This window comes from Thermoflexibacter ruber (assembly GCF_900113045.1).
Classification (GTDB): Bacteria; Bacteroidota; Bacteroidia; order Cytophagales; family Thermoflexibacteraceae; genus Thermoflexibacter; species Thermoflexibacter ruber.
In genome coordinates this window covers 1-21,366 of the sequence record NZ_FONY01000048.1, presented here as the reverse complement: position 1 = coordinate 21,366, position 21,366 = coordinate 1, and the positions used below count along the sequence as shown (strand labels likewise).

15 protein-coding genes are annotated in these 21,366 nt (G+C 36.8%); 8 read left to right on the top strand and 7 right to left on the bottom strand.

Annotation, left to right across the window (positions count from 1 at the left end; all coding sequences use genetic code 11):
* The first annotated feature begins 1 nt into the window (after nt 1).
* The 6 genes from BM141_RS19470 to BM141_RS19445 all read left to right on the top strand — a co-directional run bounded on the left by BM141_RS19470 (nt 2) and on the right by BM141_RS19445 (nt 7,347).
* A complete protein-coding gene (locus BM141_RS19470; protein WP_091549136.1) occupies nt 2-2,518 on the top strand; it encodes a hypothetical protein in 2,517 nt (838 codons plus the stop codon).
* Between the two features lie 156 nt (nt 2,519-2,674).
* Nucleotides 2,675-2,926 (top strand): CcmD family protein, encoded by a 252-nt coding sequence (locus BM141_RS19465; protein ID WP_177217466.1) that lies wholly within the window; start codon nt 2,675-2,677, stop codon nt 2,924-2,926.
* Nucleotides 2,927-2,941: 15 nt separating this feature from the next.
* A complete protein-coding gene (locus BM141_RS19460; protein ID WP_091549135.1) occupies nt 2,942-3,562 on the top strand; it encodes a hypothetical protein in 621 nt (206 codons plus the stop codon).
* Between the two features lie 68 nt (nt 3,563-3,630).
* Entirely contained in the window at nt 3,631-4,047 is a 417-nt protein-coding gene (locus tag BM141_RS19455; protein ID WP_091549134.1) for a cytochrome c maturation protein CcmE domain-containing protein, read from the top strand.
* A gap of 186 nt (nt 4,048-4,233) precedes the next feature.
* Nucleotides 4,234-6,789 (top strand): T9SS type A sorting domain-containing protein, encoded by a 2,556-nt coding sequence (locus tag BM141_RS19450; RefSeq protein WP_091549133.1) that lies wholly within the window; start codon nt 4,234-4,236, stop codon nt 6,787-6,789.
* Between the two features lie 36 nt (nt 6,790-6,825).
* On the top strand, nt 6,826-7,347 hold the full coding sequence (locus BM141_RS19445; RefSeq protein WP_317039497.1) for a YkgJ family cysteine cluster protein: 522 nt from the start codon (nt 6,826-6,828) through the stop codon (nt 7,345-7,347).
* A gap of 27 nt (nt 7,348-7,374) precedes the next feature.
* Here BM141_RS19445 and BM141_RS19440 read toward each other — a convergent pair whose 3' ends face one another.
* The 7 genes from BM141_RS19440 to BM141_RS19410 all read right to left on the bottom strand — a co-directional run bounded on the left by BM141_RS19440 (nt 7,375) and on the right by BM141_RS19410 (nt 17,907).
* The gene (locus BM141_RS19440; RefSeq protein WP_091549131.1) at nt 7,375-8,172 is read right to left on the bottom strand and encodes a glycosyltransferase family 25 protein; all 798 of its coding nucleotides are present in this window, start codon (nt 8,170-8,172) and stop codon (nt 7,375-7,377) included.
* A 3-nt stretch (nt 8,173-8,175) separates the two neighbouring features.
* Nucleotides 8,176-8,889 carry a type IX secretion system protein PorG gene (gene porG, locus BM141_RS19435; RefSeq protein WP_091549130.1) on the bottom strand — a complete coding sequence of 238 codons (714 nt, stop codon included), beginning with the start codon at nt 8,887-8,889 and terminating at the stop codon, nt 8,176-8,178.
* A 157-nt stretch (nt 8,890-9,046) separates the two neighbouring features.
* A complete protein-coding gene (locus tag BM141_RS19430; protein ID WP_091549129.1) occupies nt 9,047-10,219 on the bottom strand; it encodes a hypothetical protein in 1,173 nt (390 codons plus the stop codon).
* A gap of 264 nt (nt 10,220-10,483) precedes the next feature.
* Nucleotides 10,484-12,307, bottom strand: coding sequence for a DUF885 domain-containing protein (locus tag BM141_RS19425; protein WP_091549128.1), 1,824 nt, complete (start codon nt 12,305-12,307; stop codon nt 10,484-10,486).
* Nucleotides 12,308-12,318: 11 nt separating this feature from the next.
* On the bottom strand, nt 12,319-13,209 hold the full coding sequence (locus tag BM141_RS19420) for a toxin-antitoxin system YwqK family antitoxin (protein ID WP_143091006.1): 891 nt from the start codon (nt 13,207-13,209) through the stop codon (nt 12,319-12,321).
* Nucleotides 13,210-13,401: 192 nt separating this feature from the next.
* Nucleotides 13,402-15,621, bottom strand: coding sequence for a peptidase domain-containing ABC transporter (locus tag BM141_RS19415; protein WP_245764117.1), 2,220 nt, complete (start codon nt 15,619-15,621; stop codon nt 13,402-13,404).
* Between the two features lie 114 nt (nt 15,622-15,735).
* Nucleotides 15,736-17,907, bottom strand: coding sequence for a 7TM diverse intracellular signaling domain-containing protein (locus tag BM141_RS19410; protein ID WP_091549126.1), 2,172 nt, complete (start codon nt 17,905-17,907; stop codon nt 15,736-15,738).
* A gap of 289 nt (nt 17,908-18,196) precedes the next feature.
* Between BM141_RS19410 and BM141_RS19405 the strand changes: the two genes are divergently transcribed.
* Both BM141_RS19405 and BM141_RS19400 read left to right on the top strand, forming a co-directional pair.
* On the top strand, nt 18,197-18,622 hold the full coding sequence (locus BM141_RS19405; protein WP_091549125.1) for a hypothetical protein: 426 nt from the start codon (nt 18,197-18,199) through the stop codon (nt 18,620-18,622).
* A 418-nt stretch (nt 18,623-19,040) separates the two neighbouring features.
* Nucleotides 19,041-21,366, top strand: a 2,326-nt coding sequence (locus tag BM141_RS19400) for a tetratricopeptide repeat protein (RefSeq protein ID WP_091549124.1), incomplete at its 3' end; no start/stop codon positions are given.

Here is a 21,366-nt window from a genome sequence, read left to right as displayed (position 1 = left end):
AATGAAAAACTTACTTTTTACCTTTTTATTTTTACTTGTCTTTACTTTTTCCAAAGGACAAGTAGTTGATATGCAAACAGGTACAGCACGTCCTGTTAGCTCCGCCTCTCCCTTAGACAAACTGTATATTTTAGGGGCAAAAGGAGAAAAAATCATAGTAAGCGATGCACAAGGGAAAGAATATTTTTACAGTTCCGCCAAGCCAATCGTACCTTTTATAGTGAGTGGGGCATTGGGCAAGCACCAAGTAAGCAGTTTGGACAAACAAGGAAAAAAGACACCTTTGTTTGCTTTTGAGGTAAAAGCCCAGACCCAAATAGATGACGGCGGTTATTACAAGAAAATGTTTGAGATGTTTAGAAAAGGCTTGGACAGCGAAGTAGGCAGCGTAAGTTGGAATGGGAAAGTCTATAACTACTTTGTACCTTGGACCTTAGACCACTGCCATACGATGAAGGGTTTGAAATATTTTAGTGGTGTAGGGCATGAGTTCATTGACCTGATGCGAGAAGTACAACGAGAGGACGGTATGATTTACAGTTTTGTTCAATATATGTCTAATCCTGACTACTTTTATACAAGAGATAAAAAATCGGGCTATACCAAAAAAATTGGCGACCGCTATTTTGTGCGCCAACCCACTGAAAATCACCCTGAATATATTTATGTCAATACGGTGTATATGTGCTGGAAGTCAGGAGGAGACAAAGCGTGGTTAGAGAAAACGCTTCCCTCTGCTATGAAAGCTATGGATTACATCTATAAAGACCCTGCCCGCTTCAGCCAACGTTTTCAGTTGCTTAAACGAGTTTATACCATTGATTCTTGGGACTTTGCTGTAGAGGACGAGTATATGCCCGACATAGGACTGACCAATACCATGATTATTGACCCTGAGAAATCTAAATTTGGGATATTTTTTGGAGATAATACAGGTTATATCGCCGCTTGTTACGAGCTGGCTGAGATGTTGGAGTATGTAGGGCAGACCGCAGAGGCTCAGAAATTCAAAGAAAGAGGAAAAATTTTTAAAGAACGTTTGGACAAGTTATCTTGGAATGGGAAGTTTTATACCCATTTCATAGATGAGGATTCTACCGTCAAGCGAAATTTGGGTGTAGATGAGCGTTCTCAAATTGCTCAATCCAATGCCTATTCGCTCAATCGTCCTTTGTCCAAAGAGCAGAGCAAGGCAATCATAGAAACCTATTTGAACTTAAAAAATCACTTGCCACAAGGTTCGCCCGCTGAGTGGTATGCGATTTACCCTCCTTTTGAGCGAGGTTTCGATTTGCATGGAGCAAAATGGCAGTACATGAATGGAGGGGTAGGCGGACATGTAGCAGGCGAGTTGGCACGCGGGGCTTTTGAAAATGGTTATGAAAGCTATGGCGCAGATATTTTGAACCGTTTGTTTGAATTGGGGAAAAAATATGACAATAAAATTTATTTTGCCTATACAGGAGCAATATTCCCCCCACCTCCCCCACCCAATTACAAGCCACTAAATTTGAACTCTCTGGCAAATATGGACTTTTGGGTAAATGAAAAACAAGAAGAAAATACTTGGATGCTGGGCAAGCGAATAGGAGATGATTTGAGAGAATTGCCCACTGGCGAGCAGACATTGGCTAATATTAAGTTTAACATCATAGACCCTGCTAAAAACAACAGGAAAGCAGTACTTGCTGTAGGAAAAGAAAATAATCTACCTTCTTCTATAGAAATCCCTGTCAATGAACATGCCGCTTGTGTGTATTTTTTGCATACTTCTTCCAAACCTGCTTCTGAAAACATCGTAGGAGGTATTTCTTTTGTCTATGAAGATGGAAGCAGAAAGTATCAGTACCTTGTCATGGGTAAACACTTGACTTATTGGTGGTTTTCTGAACTACAAAACGACTATGCGGGCATTGCTTGGTATGGAAAAAACTTAGTCAGCGAAGGAGTAGGGCTAAGTTGGTGCGCCCTTGATAACCCTGAACCCAACAAGAAAATCGCCAAAATTGTACTTCATGCACCTGAAACCAAAGGCATTTATACTGTATTAGGCATTACTTTGGCAGATAAACCGCACTACGTCCCCGTCAAAGCACCCTCTTTTGGAGGTCCTGATAATTGGGCGGCAGCAACAGCAATGGCAGGGCTAATAGAAGGTTTAGCGGGCGTAAAAGATGTCCCTAATGCTTGTGCTTTCCATGAGGTTAGGCTCGCCCCACGATGGAATGAAACCCTGTCTGACTCTGTTAATGCGTGCGTTCACTATCCTGCGTCTAATGGCTATATAGCTTACACTTATTTGCACAAGAAAGCACAAAAAAAGCTAATCGTCCATATAGCAGGGAGCAGTGAAAAAATCCATTGCCATTTTTTACTTCCCAAAGGGGTTAGTAAAGCCCAAACCGTATTGGTAAATGGGAAAGTGCAGTCTTTTAGCACTTCACAAGTAGAACAGTCTATTTATGTGGATTTTACTTTGCAAGGCAATGAAGCAAAAATAGTAGAAATTAGTTACTGAACAAGTAAACATTTTATTGATAGGTTCAATTACTGTGTAGCACTTCTCCAAATTAATTTGCTTTTTATCTTTTCAAAAGGCTTTTTATCTGTAATTTTGATGTGCTTATAGAAAGCATATTTTTAATCTTTTGGTTATCAATAAATTACTCTAAAAATGAAAAGATATATACTATTGTTTTGCTTTTTCATTGCTTCGTTTTTTGTCCAAGCCCAGCAAACCGACAAAATAAAAATAGAAGAAAAAGATTATGCGAATCAGGAAATACCTATGGCAGATAAGTTCAGAGAGGAAGGCAAGATTTATGTAGTGATAGCAGTGATTTTGACCATTCTTAGTGGAATTATTGTGTATTTGGTGGTGTTAGATAAGAAAATTAGTACTTTGGAAAAACAAGTAAAGCAGTAAAGATTAGTAAAAGGCATGAGTTTTTCACAATTCAAATCATTAGCAGATGTACTAAAGAAATACTTGATTAAGTATGAAGAAGCTGATTTTAAGGTAATTACTAAGTACGAACCTCCTGCTTATTGGATAGAAGATATTAATTTTACTTTAAAAGAAATTCCTTACCAAGTATCTGAGGCGGCTATCTGCGAAAATTTAATTTATCCTACGTTAAAGGCTTCATGGAAACTCTATTCAGACATTTTTGCTCTTTGGAGTCATCAGCCTATTGAATACAATGACGAACTTTCAGGAATACCTGATTATTTGATTTCCAAAAAGTCAGCCTTAGGGAAAATTATATTTGAAATGCCATATATTGCAGTAATAGAAGCTAAAAAAGATGATTTTACAGGAGGTTGGGCGCAATGTGGCTTAGAAATGTATGCTATCCAACAAATTAACCTAAATAACAAAATTACTGTTTTTGGCATAGTTTCCAATGGAGAAATATGGGAGGTTGCTCAGCTAAAAGCGCAAGTTTTTACAGCGTACAGACAAAGATTTGATATTAATGAACAAAATCTACTTTTTAATGTTTTAACAACAATTTTAGAAATTTGTAAGAAACAATTTGAGGAATTAGCAACTAAGTAGTTCCACAAAATTATTAGACAAGTACGTTCTAATTTAGTCATGTATATAACTAATTTTTAAGTCAAACCATGAAAAAATCACATATATTCATTCTCGTTGTTATTGCGGCGGCTATTGGGGTTATCATTACCTCGGCAGGCGATGCCAGCCAATACGTTACTTATCAGCAAGCCCTTGCCCTTGCCCAAAAAGGAGAGGACAGCAAGGTACACGTTGTTGGCGAACTCACTAAAAATGAGCAAGGTGAGATTATAGGGGTAGAATATGACCCTTTAAAAGACCCTAACTTTTTGGCTTTTAATCTAATAGATGAAAGCAAGCAGGTTTTTAGAGTAGTTTGCTACAATCCCCCTCCCTCTATGCAAGACTTTAAAAAATCTGAAAAAATAGTCATCATAGGCAAGTGCAAGGGAGAAAACTTTGTAGCAAGTGAAATCTTGATGAAATGCCCCTCTAAGTACGAAGAAACAAAAATAAAGTCATAATGCAACTATTTTAAGTACGGTGTACGTACTATGTTTGTTAAATCTTTGCATTATTGTTAAATATTAAAACATTTTAGCAGGATTAGGCTTATTTTTTAATAAATTTAGTCCTGTTTTAGTTCTCTGCTATTTAGCAAAAACAAAGTATTAAATTTAAAAAATTCTCAACCCTTAATTTGTGCCTATATGCAAATACACCGTACACTTACTTTGGTTTTATGCCTTTTATTTGTTGTGTTCTTTCCAGCTTTGTCGCAGACGCAAGATACTCAAAAAGGTAAAGTTGTTAGAGATTTTGGAGAACAAGTACTCCGAAAATTCCCTATTGTAGTTTGTTATAAAAGTGGAGAAAGTGGGACTTTGCGGATTCCTCCGCCTGAAATATATTTACAGAGAAAAGCTAATGCGAGAACAGAAGCAGGCGCCAATATAGTAGTGCAGTACAGTGCTAACTTTCCCAATGCAGCAGTAAATGCCTTTGAGTATGCCGTAGATATTTGGCGAAATCTCATTTATACTCCTGTTACTATCAATGTGCAGGCTAACTGGAGTGCATTAGGAGCTAACGTCTTAGGAAGTGCCAACACTACTTCGTATAGGCGCAGTCCTCTTTTCCCTAAATTTCCTGTTTGGTATCCACAAGCCTTAGCAGAAAAATTTACAGGAAGAAACCTAAATAACAATGAACCTGATATAATGGCTAATTTTAGTAGTAATAATCCTAATTGGTATTTTGGCACCGATGGCAGACCTGCCAGCAATCAAATAGATTTTGCTTCTATTGTATTGCATGAATTGGCACACGGCTTAGGTTTCGCCGCCCAAGTCAATATAGAAAGTAATAATGGCACCTTAGGTTTAGAATCAGGAGGAACGCGTAATCCTACCGTCTATGATACTTATGTAGCTGATGAAAGAGGTAGGTTCTTAGCAGATACCAATATTTTTCGCAATCCCTCAGCCGAGTTAGCTACTGCTTATAGAAGTGATAATCTTTTTTTTGAAAGCCCATACGTCATTAGTAAAAATAATGGACAGGGCATAAAATTATATGCTCCTTCCATGTTTAGCAGAGGTTCAAGTATTTCTCATCTTGACCAAAATACATACAGAGGCACAAGAGATGCACTGATGACCCCTGCGGCAAGTAACGGGGAGAGTATTTTAGACCCGGGACCGCTTGCTACTAATATGCTTGTGGAAATGGGCTGGATATTGACAAAAATAGAGCATACTCCTATCAATAACTCTGACCAAATAGACAAGCCTATAGACTTTAGAGTAAGATTAGTCAGTGATACGACCAGAAATTTTAATCGCTTTACCGTTAATCTGATTTATTCAGAAGATAGATTCCGCACCGCAGGAAAAACTGAGGCAATGAGAGTAGGTGCTAATGGAGAGTTTTCCTTCCAACTACCAGCCCCTAATGCTAATAAAGAGATTTACTATTATTTTTCTGCAAAATCCCCTGAAGGCAGAGAAATCGTACTACCTTCTACAGGTTCTCGTCTGCCTTTCGGATTTGCTGTAGCTATAGACAATGACCCGCCTGTAATTACCCATACGCCTGATGCCTTTATCTTAGAGAGTACAGATACGCTACTTGTGGCAGCCACAATTACAGACCTATTAGGTGTAGATACCGCTTACTTAGAGTATGCTATCAACGACCAACCTTTGAGAGGTATTCCTTTATTTGATTTGGGAGATGATGCCTTTGGAAATATCATTGCATTTCCTGCTGGCTCTTTGACGGCAGGAGGCACGCTTAAATATAGAATTACTGCTATAGATGTTTCTTCTAAGAAAAACAAGGCGGTCAGTCCATCTGCCGACGGTTTTCATACTGTAAGAATAGAGGGTTTTGGGCAAGCAAGGGCTTCTTACGAAAATAATTTTGACGCACCTTCTGATGACTTCTTTGGGGCATCTTTCCGTATAGAGCAACCTGACGGATTTAGCAATGGTGCGATTCACTCAGACCATCCTTACAAAGACGGGACAGGGCTAACAAGTGTAGCGGGGTATAGTGGTAGCGATTACATCTACCAGTTGAAATTTCCAATTATTGTAAAAAATCAAGACGCTTTCATTCGCTTTGATGAGATTGTATTGGTAGAACCAGGCGACCCAGGTAGTGTGTTTGGAGATTTTGAATTTTGGGACTATGTAATCGTAGAAGCGTCAAGAGATAGAGGAAGAACATGGACAAGACTATTAGATGGGTACGACTCTCGAGCAAACAATGACTGGCTCACCGCTTACAATCGCCGAATTGTAGGCAATAATTCTACCACAGTAGGAACTCCAAGTCTTTTCCGTCCAAGAATCATCAATTTGTTAGATAGATTGCGTCCTAACGATGAGGTCTTGGTTCGCTTCCGACTTTTCTCTGACGAGGCGGCGCATGGCTGGGGTTGGGCAATAGACAACCTGCAAATCCAATCTGGAGTAGTCGGTTTAGACGAATACTTAGTAAGTAAGGAAGATGTAAAAGTATATCCTAACCCAAGTCAAGGGACTTTTGCTATCTACGCTCAGTTCAAGAAAAATGTAAAACAACTCAAAACAGTGGTTACTGACTTAGCAGGTAGGCAAATATATGCAGATGACTCAGCAGTAAAAGGGCTGATTTATCAACAAAATATTGCACTTCCCCAACTAAGTGCAGGGATGTATCTGGTTCATCTTTACATAGATGGCAACCTTGTTACAAAAAAGATAGTGATTCAACCGTAGTACAAATTTTATAAAGAAGCAAACTTTTCTAAAAGTTTGCTTCTTTACTTCTATTATTTGAAACGACTTATGAGCATAGATATTAGCCCTCCCAAAGAAAAAGCCCAAAAAGCCTATCCAGAGAATAAGCAACTTTTTGAACGACTTAAAAGGAAAAAACCTAAAAACTTAGATGATACTTTTCATGCACTCCACGAAGAGGTTTTTGAGCAAATAGAATGTCTTGATTGTGCCAACTGCTGTAAAACAACCAGCCCTATTTTTTATGAAAGGGACATAGAACGCCTTGCTAAGTTTTTGAAAATTAGACCTTCGGAGTTTATAGAAAAATATCTACATATTGACGAAGACAATGACTATGTACTGAATGTTGCTCCTTGTCCTTTTTTAGACTCGGAAAACTATTGCACAGTTTACGAGGCTCGCCCTACTGCTTGCAGAGAATACCCGCATACTGACCGCAAAAGAATGGTGCAAATTCTGGATTTAACCCTAAAAAATATAGAAATATGCCCTGCTGTTTTTTGGATAGTAGAGCGTATGAAGGAAAGATATTGAATATAATATCTAAACTTATACTCGTTTTTAGGATTGAGCAAATGGCGAAGTTTCCTCACTGAAGGAATATTTAGTGAGCTTTTTCCATATATTTTTCCTGTTCCATTTAAGTAAATTACTGATAAAGAAAAGATTGTGCTTTACCGCAAAGTGTTTAATCTTCCCAAACAAATTATCTTTTTTGATGTAATCAATGGTACTTTCTGAAAGAGAGGAAGTAACAGCGAAAGGGAGAACACACCTAAGCGTATCGAAGCCTTTTCTTTGATGAAAAAAATGCCATGTATCTGCGGCGGCTGAGATAGGAAAAATTCTCTCGGCTAAGCGTTGGGCGACTTGCTGGGTAATTACATAAGCCCCTGCTGCTCCCAGTCTGCTAATATCCATGGGATATACTAATTCATAGTTTTTATATAGTGTAGTTTTTTGTTGCAAAGAAAACTTTACTTCTGTAAAAGATTGAAAATAAAGCAATATGACTTCATTATCTTTGATTTGCTGGGTGATGGCTTTTAAAATATTTTCAAAATCAGCAGGCAAGAGCATATCATCCTCTAATATCAAGCTGACCTCTGATTTGTCTTGGACTATTTGTTGATATACTCTCCAATGGCTTAAAGCACAGCCTATCGCTCCACGAGTGAGCCAAGTGGGGTTGCTTTCTATGGCATTCATATTACACCACTGACTTATTTGTTCTGTGGTAAGTGTGCTACCTTTTATTGCCTCAAAACGTATATAAGGCAAGCCAAGTGCCTCTAACTGACTGCTCATGAGACGCATACGTTGGGTTGCCTCTGCTAAGTTGATGACATATATCTTCATTATCTAAAACGTAATAGGACATCTAATCCCTTGAAACAGATAGCTAATAGTAATTCCTGAATAAAAATACATGTCCATATTCTCAGGATTAGTTTGACGAAATTTAGGGTCATTAGGATTGTATTCTATGCCCTCTAAAGTATCTGTAAACATTTTTCGCGCTCCAAACTCTAAGGTCATGTTCCAACTTGGGTGTAAAAAGTGCTTCACTCCTATCCCAAAAGGAATGACAATTTGAGTACTTTGATAGCCCTTCTTGTCTGTAAAATTATTTCTGACATCGTAGTTTACTCCTGCTATGCCTGCAAATAGAAAAGGACACCATTTTTCAAACCTTCTTCTATTATTTTTAGGGCGAAAGTTAAAAAAGTTATATTCTACTCTTGCTGAGAGTTCTCGGAGCTTGCCAGAGAAAAATAAGCCTCTTTGCTGCAAAAAGGGGTCGCGCGATTGCTCATCTCTCGCCCCAATTTCCCCCATCATAAAGCCTGCCTTGAAATTTAAAAAAGAGTATAGATTGTACTTAAAAAAAACCTCTCCCGCAGGTCTGACATTCAGGGGTTGAAAGTTAGGAGCTAAATCGCCTTTGTAATTTACTCCTCCTACTCCTACTCCTATCTCAATTTTTTGTGCAAAACTTTGTGAATGAATAAAGAAAAGGAAAGAAAACCCCACCCAACAAATGAATAATAAACTGCCAGCTTTACAGTTTCCCATACAATAAAAGTTTAAAAAGCCTATGACTGTGTAATTTTATTTAAACAAGATGTAAAAGTATTGCCATGGAGTAAGTATAAAATGTTGGAAGGGTACTGAAGAGAAACTTCATAAATAGCAAGATATACCACTTTTCGCTATCTATGAAGTTTACTTTTTATAATCTGTGCCTTCTGAAAATCTTTTTAAAGGGTTCTGGGCATCTTACCTGCCCAGGCATGATGTAAGAGATATGAAAACCCGTAACTATGTACACATCTCTGTCTGTTACGTTTCCTCTGATATTATCTATGTATTGGTCATTACCAAATCCTGTAAAGGTAGTGTAAGTTCTTCCATCTACGCCTACATATCGGTAATCTCCTAAGAAATCACCTGTAATTACCGACCTTACTGCGGCTGCTCTACCTCCCTCTCTTGACCTGTCACTCATGGCTCTCGCTAAATTATTATCGCCAAAAATTCCCAAATCTACGTAATTTTTACTCACATCGTCTAAATAGTCAGTCAAAGTAAAGCGATAGGAAACCTCAAAAGCAACGTCCCAACGGCTTGAGATTTTGTAACGCAAGCCAAAACCTAAAGGGAATGCTACCTGAACTTTGGAGTACTTTCTCCCACCTCCATAAGTAAGCGTATCATTGACCTGAACGTTGTAGCGGGTATAAGGCTCGTATCCTTGCCCCTCCGTGCCGAGAGGTTGGAGTTTGACCCACTCTCCTGCTTCTGCCAAAGGATTGCCCAATTGGTCTTGAGAGGGAGCGATAGCTTCTGGGTTATGATAAAAAACTGCCACCCCTGCCGTCAGATATGGTATTACTCTTTTAGGTCTATTATAAAAGACCCCTCTATTTTTTACAAAATCAAACAAACCTACCGCAGAAAGTTCATACAAATCATTCCTGAAACTTAGGTTTCTGATATAGCGAAACTGATTGTGGTCCCAGCGAGGTTTATCTGGACTTACAGAGGCGTCTTCCCCTTTTACTCTGCCATACGAAAATGCCAAACGTCCTGTAATGCCAGGGTACAATCTTCTTTGGATATAACCGCTAAAGTTGATACGAGTAAACTTAATATCTAAACTCGTAAAACTTGGTTGTGGAGTAATATCTCCAAAGTAGTTCATCGCATTGATGCTTAAACCTGCACTATAATAACGCTTACGGCTGAACCAAGACCATGTATGTTTGGGATTTTGCTTGTATTTATTTTTGCTGTAAACAGTGTATTTGGGTTTTTCAGTAGGATTGTCTTTTTGAGCAAAAGAAAAATCTACCACTGACAAAAGTAGGGTTGTTATAAAAAACAGTACTTTAAAATATTTCATAAGATAATCTGATTTTTGTAAAAAGAGCGATGTTTTTATCAGATGTTTTAATGTGTATATTTATCTTATTGATTAATAAAAGTCAATTCACGAAATTATAAATTTTCTTTGACAAAACTAATTTAAAAACTTAACAAAAAAAATGCCTTTAAGTATGTTTTTAAAAAATTATTTATTTTTGCTTTTGGTATATTTGTTTTAAAAACTTAATAATCAACTCTTTATCTTAATAATTATACAAGCAGATACATACTTTCACAAAAGTTAAAATTTTTCATTTTTTACCCTTTCTATGTAGCTATTTATGATTTTAGAAAGTATATTGAGAGGAACAGCCCCATTTTGCAAGAGTATTTCATGAAAATCTTTGTTGTTATATTTTTCCCCAAGTAGGTTCTGAGTTTTCTCTTTCAGGGAAATAATTTGCTGATAACCTGTATAATAAGAACAGGCTCTGGCAGGATAGATAATGGCAAGGTCAGTAAGGTATGAAATTTCCGTGTCGCTTAGTCCGGTGTGCTGGCGAAAATAGTCAATAGCCTGTTCCCTGCTCCATTTTTTTGTGTGTATGCCTATATCTACTACCATACTTACCGCATTGACCAGACAAAGGTGCAACATTCCTAACTGGTCGTAGGGAGTCTTAAAATATCCATACTCTTTGGCTAAATGTAAGCTATAATACGCCCATCCTTCATTAAAAGCATCAAAGCTAAGAATACGGCGGAAAGTAGGCAGGATACTGGCTTCTCTCTGAATGGCTGTGGGGAAATGCCTGCCCAATAGTATTTCTTTGCATACCAAAGCCCGATTTTCAAATTTTCTCCAATTATTTTTTTTGCTAAGGTTTAAGTAGCTGATTGCAGCAGAATTTCCGTCCAAAGAAAAATTTTGATAGGAAATATTGGGAGCATATTTTTCTTTAAAAGGAGGCACAGTTTGTATAATCAGTTTTGTGCGAGGCTTCGTTTCAAAAATATAGGACAGGTTTTCTTCTAATTCATGTACCAATGTTTTTATGTCTTTTACCAATTCCTCTTTGGTTTTATTTTGATAAGAGAACATTGAGTCTTGACTCAGGCTTTTGAGACATTCCCCGACATTCTTAGTCTTGTCAAAATCTAATTGATTGCATATCAGTTGCATTTGATAGGTAAGACTGTCTATTTCTATGAGTCCTAACTGATAGAGTTCTTCTGAAGAAATCTCGTCATTGGTTTGCTTTCTAAGCATGAAGTTATAGTAGCCATGCCCTTCTGCAAACCTCCAAATCCCTACATTATCCTCATTTTTTTGGCGATTTTCGCGAATCTCGTCCAATGTGCGAATAAGTTTTTGGTAAGAAGGATAAATAATCGTTTCCAATAAGTTCCTTACTTGGTTAGTCAAATCGCTTTTTATCTTTGGGGTAATATTGGGGAGTTTGTCTATTTTTTTGGAAAAATCAACGTATAATATATTTTGTTGTGGCTTTTCTCTAATAAAATCACTTACCTGCACTAAGATATTATCTATGATAAAATTAGGCATGACCAAACCAGAATCCTCTTGTGCGATAATTTTACTAATTAGTTGCTCAAAGTACTTTTCAAATTTGCTCATTCTGAGAATGTAATCATCTGCATCTGCATAGTCTTTGATTTGGTGCGAAGAAGCCATAAAGAAAGGAAGGGTTAGATGCGCCCCGTCTATGTGGTTGATGGCATAGTGATAGTCTTTGTAAAGAAGATATTGATGCACCTCATTTTCTAAGTACCAATCTAAGACATCAGTAGAAATCACTTGAGAAGGGGTTTGCTTAGAGCGTTTGTAGCTTCTGAGCATCTCAAAATCCCTTTTTAGGCGAGTAGAACGTTGCAGAGAAGTTTCTACAGAAATATCGCTTAGCTCATCATTATAAAAATCAATGCCATACTTTTTCCAAAACTTGAAGCGGGACATTTCCTCTGGCTGTTCTAAGCCATGCTGTATGACTAAGCGTTCATAGAAGTCGTCTATGTCAAACGGCTTGTACCATACTGTGTTGATTAGCCAAATAGTAGGTAGTAAGAGTATCGTCCAAAACAAATACTTAAAATACGTTTTCATGAGATTCCTCTTTACTTTACTTGATTGACAATCAACTTGCCTTTATCGTCCCATTCTTTGGTAACGTATGACTGAAACTTCTCGTCAAAGGGACGATTAGAATACACTATTTCTCTTTTGCGGGCATACTTGGTTTGGTCGTAGTACTCGTACCACTTTCCTACTTTTTCTCCGTCTATGTATTCTCCTCTTTCTTTGGGTCTGCCACTTTCATAGAAAGCCTTGTAAGTGCCATGCCTTACGCCATGATGCAAGGGGATTATCTCTTTGACTTTCGTTTTCCCTGCATCATAATAAGTAATTTGGGTATCTTCGTATAAACCCTTGTCATAGTAATACTTAGCAACTAAGTTGGTATCTCTATCAAAGATTTCCCACCTTCCATGCTTTACTCCAAAATAAAAATACCCTTCCTCCAGCGTTTCTCCATTCCAAGTTTTTCTATAATATCCGTGCAATAAAGCCCCATTTTCTTTGTCAAACTTATTCGACTTAGTAATTTCTCGTTTTTTCTTGTTGAGGTAATATATTTCTTCGTTATGCGGTGGCGGGGCTTTGTATTCATTGACGTATTGAAACCGCTCTATCATAATGTTTTCTCCACGCAAGTGCTTGATAAAAGAGCGTGAGGTTTTTACCCCATAGTATTCATTTTTAGGCTGTTTTTGTTTACTGACTTGGCTTTTATTTTTCACAATTCCCATTTCTGCCAATAGGCTTTTTTTACCTTTTTCTTGTTTTTTGGCTTTGGTATTTAGCTCTATGGAAGGAAGCACGTCAGTAGTGAGTTCTACACCACTTGTTGCCGTAGTATCCTCTTCCTCTATGTCCAAGATTTGTGCTGAGGTCTTTGTAGAAACAATACAGAGAACAAGAGCAAATAAAAAAGCGAACCTTATCATATCTTGCAAAATTGATTTTCTAAACAAAGATAATGTTTTATCTGTAAAAATAAAAAATACAAAGGCAAAAGATATGCCTCAATGAGTAATGCAACATCTAAATATTAGAGTTCTTGCGAAATTACTTATTTCCCCTCTCAGAAGGAGAGGGGCAGGGGTGAGGCAATAAAAAAAACACTTTCGCAAGAAGTCTTATGAGTTGTTCTCTTTAAACATATCCAATTTCACTTCCTCTGGTGCAATGATAATTTCTTGAAAATCTTTGTTTGGCAACAGTTCGTTGTAACTACCTTTGGCTACAATCTCTCCTTTTTTCATCACTACTATCTTATCACAGTTAATCAGCATAGTAGGGTCATTGGAAACGCAGATTAAAGTCCACGGATTTTTCCTATCTAAGAGGAATTGGAGTATTTTTAGTCGTTCCTCTTTTTCCAAGAAGTGTAAAAAGTCATTTAGTATCAGCAGTTTAGGCTTTTCGGCTATACAACGTGCTATGGTAATTTTGGTAAGTACGCTATTAGAAAAATATTTTGCTCCTGCAATGAGTTCGGTGTGTATGCCCTCAGGGAGATTATGCACTACATCGGTTAGCCCTAAGTTATTGATTGCCCAAATTACATCTTCGTAGGAAATATTGCTACGCCCCATCTGTATATTTTCAAAAAAAGAACCATCAAAAATGTCATCAGTGGAAAAATTAGACGCTACAACATCTCTAAGGCTTGGTAGGCTTATTTCTCTCATAGAGAAAAAGTTATTCAGTATGATAGAGCCTTCATAGGAATCTAACAGTCCACTGAGTACTTTGGCAAAAGTATTTTTTCCTGCTGAGCCAAAACCTGCTATACACACGCGCTCGCCTGACTTAATCTCCAAATTAATATCTTTGAGTGCGTATTGGGAGCTATTAGGATATTTATATTTCAGGTTTTTAATAGTAACAGCTAAAGGGGCGGTATGAGTGTTTGGGAAAAAGATACCACTTTTCCTTTCCAAAGGCAAATCAGTAACATAGCCTATTTTATCTACCGCAGTAAGCATATCATAGACCGTACTAATCCCTGAAATCAACTTCTCTATAGCACCAAGAATCAGAATTATTACAATCTCTGAAGCGACAAACTGCCCTAACTGAATCTGTCTATCTATCACTAAATAACTCCCTATAATCAACAAGCCACCAGTAACTACGGTCTTGAAACCTACAATATTACTAAATTGTATCATCAACACTTTGAAGTGTTTTTTCCTGTAATAGAGGTAGTTATTGACTAAGTACTCGGTTTTACTCAACGGGAGGGAGGTATGCCCTGCCATTTTGAATACCTCTAAGGTACGTGCCAATTCTTCTAACCAATGGGCTACTCTATATTTGTATTTAGACTCTACAATACTTGCTCTTAATCCTTGGGGCCCCGTCCAATAAATCATTATAGTCAGTGCAGATACTACCCCCACCCCAAAAAATACAAAAAATGGGTGATAAAAAGAAAGCAATATCAGACCAAATATAATCTGCAACGCACTCCCCGCCATGTCTATCAGTAACTTAGGTAAGCCTTTTTGCAAAGTAAGTACATCAAAAAAACGATTCATCAATTCTGGCGCATAATAATTCACTAAGGCTTCGGTGCGTACTCTGGGTATGCGATGGCTAAACTCCATAGCCGCCTTGACGAAAATCCTACGTTCAATTACCTCTACCAGCGTATATTGCAGTATTTGTAGTCCCCCAGCCACCAAGATACCTACAATCACAAAAGCTATCAACAAAACGATGGAGTTAAAAATCACACCTCCCGAAACCAAATCCATCATTGCTTGAATCCCCAAAGGCAAGGTCAAGCCAATCAAAGCAATAATCAAAGCGTAGAAATAAATATAGAGAATATCTCTTTTTTCTAAGTTCAACAAGCGAAAAAGTCGCTTCAGTGGAGAAAGCGGTTCTATTTTTTTCCCGTCATTTTCTGAAACTAAAGGCGTAAGAGGAAAAGGAGTAAAGTAAATCACCGTATCCTCTTCGCTCAGATGGAGCATATTCAGGTAAGGAGTAATATCTTTGATATGCTCCTCTTTGTCTTGTTTGTATAGGTATGCCTCCCATAAAGCATCTTCTTCGGTGGGGAAGAAGATGATAGGTAGGGTTTGTTCATCTTCCACTACAAAAGTCAAAACAGGTATTTCAGAGGCTTTTAAAAGGTTAGCAAAATCATTTTTGGCTGTTTCACTTCTAAGCAAAGTCAAATCTTGCTTTTGGCTTACTTCGGTAAGTAAGTTGATGAATATTTCTATATTATTTTGAAAATCAACAAGTTGGTTTACATCATATCTCAATTCAGAAAGCCCAAGCGTATGCTTAGATAAATCCGCCAAACGTTTGATAATTTGTGGAAAAGAAGTAGATTTCATCTAAATTATTAGTTTTGTGGATACCTTATCAATAACGCAAAGATAGGTACATTGTTTGTTAAAAAGTGTTTCTAAGGAAAATGTTTTATCAGCTATTATTTTCTGATAATCTATTTACAACCTTATTCCTATCACCGAAATATCATCTCGTTGCTCTTCCGCTTGTTGGTGGGCTTTTAGTACTTCCAATAGCTTTGTTTCTTGCTCTTGCATGGGAAGTATGGAAATAGAAAAAAGCAGATTTTGGAACTGCTGACTGCCAAACCTTTTTCTTTCAGGGTTATTTTGGTCTATGTAGCCATCAGAGCTAAAATAAAGCAAGTTTCCCTCATGCAGAGTAATTTTTTCATCTTTGAAGGTCTTTATCCTATTGGAAAGTCCACCTATCGTAATTCTATCTCCATTCAATTTATGTATCTGATTTTCTTTCACATAAAACAAGTCGCTCTTTGCTCCTGCAAAGATGATTTGATAAGTATTGCTATTGGTTTGCTTTTCAAAAAAGCACACTGAAATATCCATGCCGTCAGAGTTTTTACTTTCATCTTGTTTTAGGATATTTCTCACCGCTATATCCAAATTATAAAGTATTTCAGAAGGTAGATGAATATTTTTAGTTTTAGTAATTTCGTGAAGCAGGGTATTGCCAATGATACTCATAAAGGCACCCGGCACACCGTGTCCTGTGCAGTCAGCCAATACAAAAATAGCTTTGTGGTCGCTAAGCAAAGTAAACCAATAAAAATCTCCTGAAACCACATCTTTGGGATAATAAAGGGCAAAGTATTCCTTAAAAAAGCGGTTAATTTTTTCTTTTTGGGGCAGAATTACCTGCTGAATTTGATTTGCATATTGGATACTTTTATTGAGCCTGTCTGAGGTGTATTTAATAATGTTATGACTTTGCTCTAAGGCTTCGTTTACCGCCAAGATTTCCTCTTGTTGTTGCATCAGCTCCTCATTTTGAGCTATTATTTCTTGATTAGCTGTTTCTAATTCTTTGGTTCTTTCTCTTACTTTTTGTTCAAGGATTTCTTTTTGCTCTTCTACTAATCTTAGGTTTTCTTTTTGGGCTTCTTCTCGCTCAAGGGTCAAGGTTTTGATTTTATCCGTCAAGGCAAGAGAAAACAGTAAAATTTCCAATACCGTTCCTATCTGATTAGCATGAGCCGTCAAAAAGTTATTAGGAATAAGTTTATTACTTACCAATATAATAGTTACCACCCCCGCAATAAAAGAAGTATTGGCGATAATATAAAAGCGAGCAGTCCTATGTCCTTTGAGATAAGTTCGCAAAGAAACGATAAAAAGGCATAAGCAAAGTATCAAGATGAGCAGTTGCCCAAGTACAATAGAGGCATAATCACCCGTTAAAGCCCAGAGTGTATTGGCGATAAACAGAAAAATGAAAAGCAGCAGTACTTTATGCCAAACAGGTGCATACTTGAAGGTCTCGAGGAAATAAATAGAAAAGCCTATCAAAAAGCAGTTGGGTAGGTTAATCGCAAAAGCATAAACATATTGATTGAATTGGGGGAAATCTGCCCAAAAAATATCAAAGCCATAGCCTACAAAAGTTATCGTAGAAAGTCCAGTGAACAAGATATGTAAAATGTAGTAAATATAGGCTTTTTCCCTGATAGACAAGTAAATAAAGAAGTTATACACGGACATAATGAAGATGATACCAATAAAAAAGCCAAAAAATAAATCTCTGCTGTGGCTTTCTTTGATAAAAAGCGGAAGGCTACCTAACCTTAGCGGGATAGTGCTTACCTCAACAGGAGCAAGATGAGTATATCGGTGATAAAAGGCAAGATAAAAATCTTTGGTAAGCGTATCTTGCCCGCTTATGAGAGGAATAAGGAAAAGATTACTTCTTACCTCTTTGGCTGAGGCGGGAAGAATATTTCCCAATTTTTTCATTGTGTATTTCCCTACTTTATTTGGTACATACACTTCAAAATAAGGAATACTAAAACTGCCTACTTCTAAGTAAACATCTTTACTCATACGGTTTTGTAGAGAAAATTTTACCCACGTAACCATACTGTCCGCTGCCTTGGCGGACAACTGAGCGTCTGTATGAGTGAGCATATAGACTTTTTGCCCGTTTTCTTCTAAAACTTCTTGAAAAAGAGGCTTGTTTTTTAAGACGCTGACCTGATTAGGTACGGATAGGCTGACGATTTCCTTTTCTTGTTGGAATACAACTATTTCTTGGGCATTAGCAAAAAATATCCAGAAGATGCACAAGAAGAAAAGTATAGTAAAAAATCTATACATGTTTTATAGGTTGATAATGAATATATTAAGCTATGTAAAGTAAAGGAAAGAATGGCAAATAATGCAGTAAATTTAAAAAGTATTTTAAAAAAAATAGGCTAATCTGACATTTTGTTTTGGTTGTAACTAAAACATAATGCTATCTTATATAGAAAAAATTGCTCATCTTTTATATCTTTGTAAAATCAGTCAATAGTATGACTATATCCAAAGAGAAGATTTATTCCAAGTTATTGTTATTCTTCTCAAAAAATTTAGGTAAATCACCAAATCACATACAGAAACGCTTATGCAACTCCTTTACGACGGAAAATATATCAAAGTCTATATCTATCCTGACCTTTCTTTGATGACCTATCACTGGAAACCCGCCAACTTTGTGATGACCGAAGAGGAATATCAAAACACTATGCTAACGCTACTCCAATTTCTATCAAAACATAAGCCCAAGTATGTAATTGCAGATTTCCGCGAATCAGAGTTTGTCGTGATTCCATCATTACAAGTCTGGCTTAGCGAACATATCATCAAGCCCGCTGTTCAGATTAGCATGAAAAAACTTTTCCTTGTGCTGAGAAAAGAAGACTTGATTCAAGAACTAAGTTTAGAGCAGATTTTAGAAGAAGCTAAAGATGTTAATTTCCAAAGTTTTACCTTGCATAGCATAGATACCGCTCTCGAGTATGTAAAAGCTAAACAAGGCATGGTGGCATAAGTCTATTGGAGTAACTCTACTTTGCTAAGTACGCGTCAAGTCAGAGGATAGTTAAAGATAAAATTTGACAGAAATTACTTGCAAAAAATCAGCAGAAAAGTTACTTTTCAGAGGTAAAATACCTACTAAAAGATTCAGATAGGGGTAGACGGCTGTTTTTAATTTATCTAAATTGTTACTGACTCATTTATTTATAGAACATGGATAATACTGTTTTTACTGATGAAACACAGATTTTTTGATAAAATTCATCAGTGAAAATCTGTCCAATCTGTAAAATCCGTGTTCCAAAATCATTATTTTAAAAAAGCATTCTGTATTTAACTCATTGATTATAAGCAAGTAAAAACTCTAATATACAATTAGTACTACAAAAATCGGCACAGAAAAACATCTCATCACCAAAACCTTTTTTGCCATGAAAACGCTAAAAACCTATTCCAGATTCCAGATTGTTGCATTTCTATTCCAAATTTTTGGATTCTTTATTTCAAATTCGCTACAAGCCCAAACTTGGAAGGAACTCGACAGCTTGGGGTTAGTTCTTGAAGGCGAAGGTAAGTATAAAGAGGCAATTCAAACATACGAGAAAGCACTTATGCAAGCAGAAAAAGAGTTTGGAAGAGAAAATGAAAATTATGGAACTACATGTACTAACCTTGGCATATGTTATCAAGAGATAGGGCTATATACATTATCTGAAAAATATTTCTTAGAAGGCATGAAAATCGTAGCAAATATATTGGGAAAACAAAGTAGTGAATATGCCTCTTGTTTAAGCAACTTAGCTATTTTATATCAAGCTCAAGGGCTTTACTTAAAAGCAGAGCCTCTTTACAAAGAAGCAAAAGAAGTATGGATAAAGACAGTGAACACTAAGGAGGATATTAATTATGCAAATTTTTTAGGCGGTTTAGGTTTGTTTTATAATAGCCAAGGAAATTATGTCAAGGCAGAATTATTTTATACAGAGTCTCTTCAGATTTTCGGGCGTAAAAATAAGGAAAATAGCTACTATGCAAATATGCTAAATAACTTGGCTCAAGTTTCTATCACACAAGGTAATTATGATAAATCTATCTTGTTTCTTAATGAAGCCAAAGATATTACTAAAAAACTACATGGAGAAAATCATCCTAATTATGCTCAAATATTGAATAGTTTAGGGTATTTATACTACACAATAAAAGATTATTCCAAAGCAGAACCTTTATACATAGAGGCAATTCAAATTCGTAAAAATACAATTGGTAAAAATAATTCTTTTTACGCCAACTCGGTAAATAATTTAGCAAAATTATATGAATTACAAAGTAATTATATTAAGGCAGAACCTTTGTATTTAGAAGCAACTCAAATTCGTAAGATGCTTGGCGAAAAAACTCCTGATTATGCTGCTTCCTTGAATAATTTGGGACATTTCTATGCACTACAAGAAAAGTATGAAAACGCTATCTCTTATTATTTACAAGCAACCAAAATACAAGAGGAAATATTAGATAAAAATCATTCTATGTACATAGCTACTATTAATAATCTTGCATACGCTTATTTTTCTCAGAATGAATATGATAAAGCTGAATATTTTTACATCAAAGTAGCTAAAGCCAAATTCAAAGAATTGCAAATAAACTTTACTAACCTTAGCGAAAATGAAAAGAAACTTTACATCAATGCCAATCAAAGTTTTTTTACTAACTTTCACGGTTATGTTATCAACTTCCTCCAGATAAAACTTTTTCCAGATAAAACTTTTTCCAGACATATCCTCCTCCAAACTGCCATCAACCTCCAACTCCAAACCAAGGGCTTGCTTCTTTCCGAAACGCAAAAAATGAAAAAGCGCATCTTGGCAAGTGGAGATACAGCCCTTATCAACCAATTTGAAAGCTGGCAGGCAATCAAAAATAGCATTTCCAAAGCCTATAACCTGCCCATAGCCCAAAGGGAAAAACAGGGAATCGACATTGCTAAGTTGGAAAACCAAGCCAATGAGTTGGAAAGAGGACTTTCTCTACGTTCTGCGAACTTCACCGCCGCTTTTAACCCACCTACCTATACCTGTCAAGACATTCAGCAAAAGTTAGGTGAAAATGAAGTCGCTATAGAAATGATTAAAACTGAGTACAAAAATCAAGAAAAAAACAAGCAAGATACCACTTACTTGGCTTTAATACTCACTAAAGCAGACATTAAACCTGTTCTGCTCAAGAATGGAAAGGAATTGGAAACTACCTATTGGGCAGCCTACCAAAAGCTAATGAAAGTTACCATGAACCCCAAAGTTTTTGAGGATACTCTGCTTTACAATGCCTTTTGGAAACCTATTGCCGAGCAGTTAGGGGAAAATGTGAAAACTGTCTATCTCTCCCCTGACGGCATCTATCACCAAATCAACCTAAATACCCTACAAAATCCACAGACCAAAAAGTTTGTCGTAGAGGAGGGCTACCAAATCCAGCTACTGACCAACCTGAAAGAAATCTTGGAAAACAAGGTGCAAGAAAATACAGCAAAGACTGCGCTACTCTTTGGCAGACCTCAGTACCGCATGAGCAAGGAGGAGTACCAAACCGCAGTCGCTAAGGTAAGAGGAAACGAGGAGCAGACCAGCGAAATACAATCTACCAATCAGGCAGTCAGCGAAATACAATGGAGGGATTTGCCAGAAACCGAAACCGAAGTCAATGGAGTAAGTAAACTGTTGAAAAATAAAAAGTGGAAAGTAGAGGTCTTTACAGGCA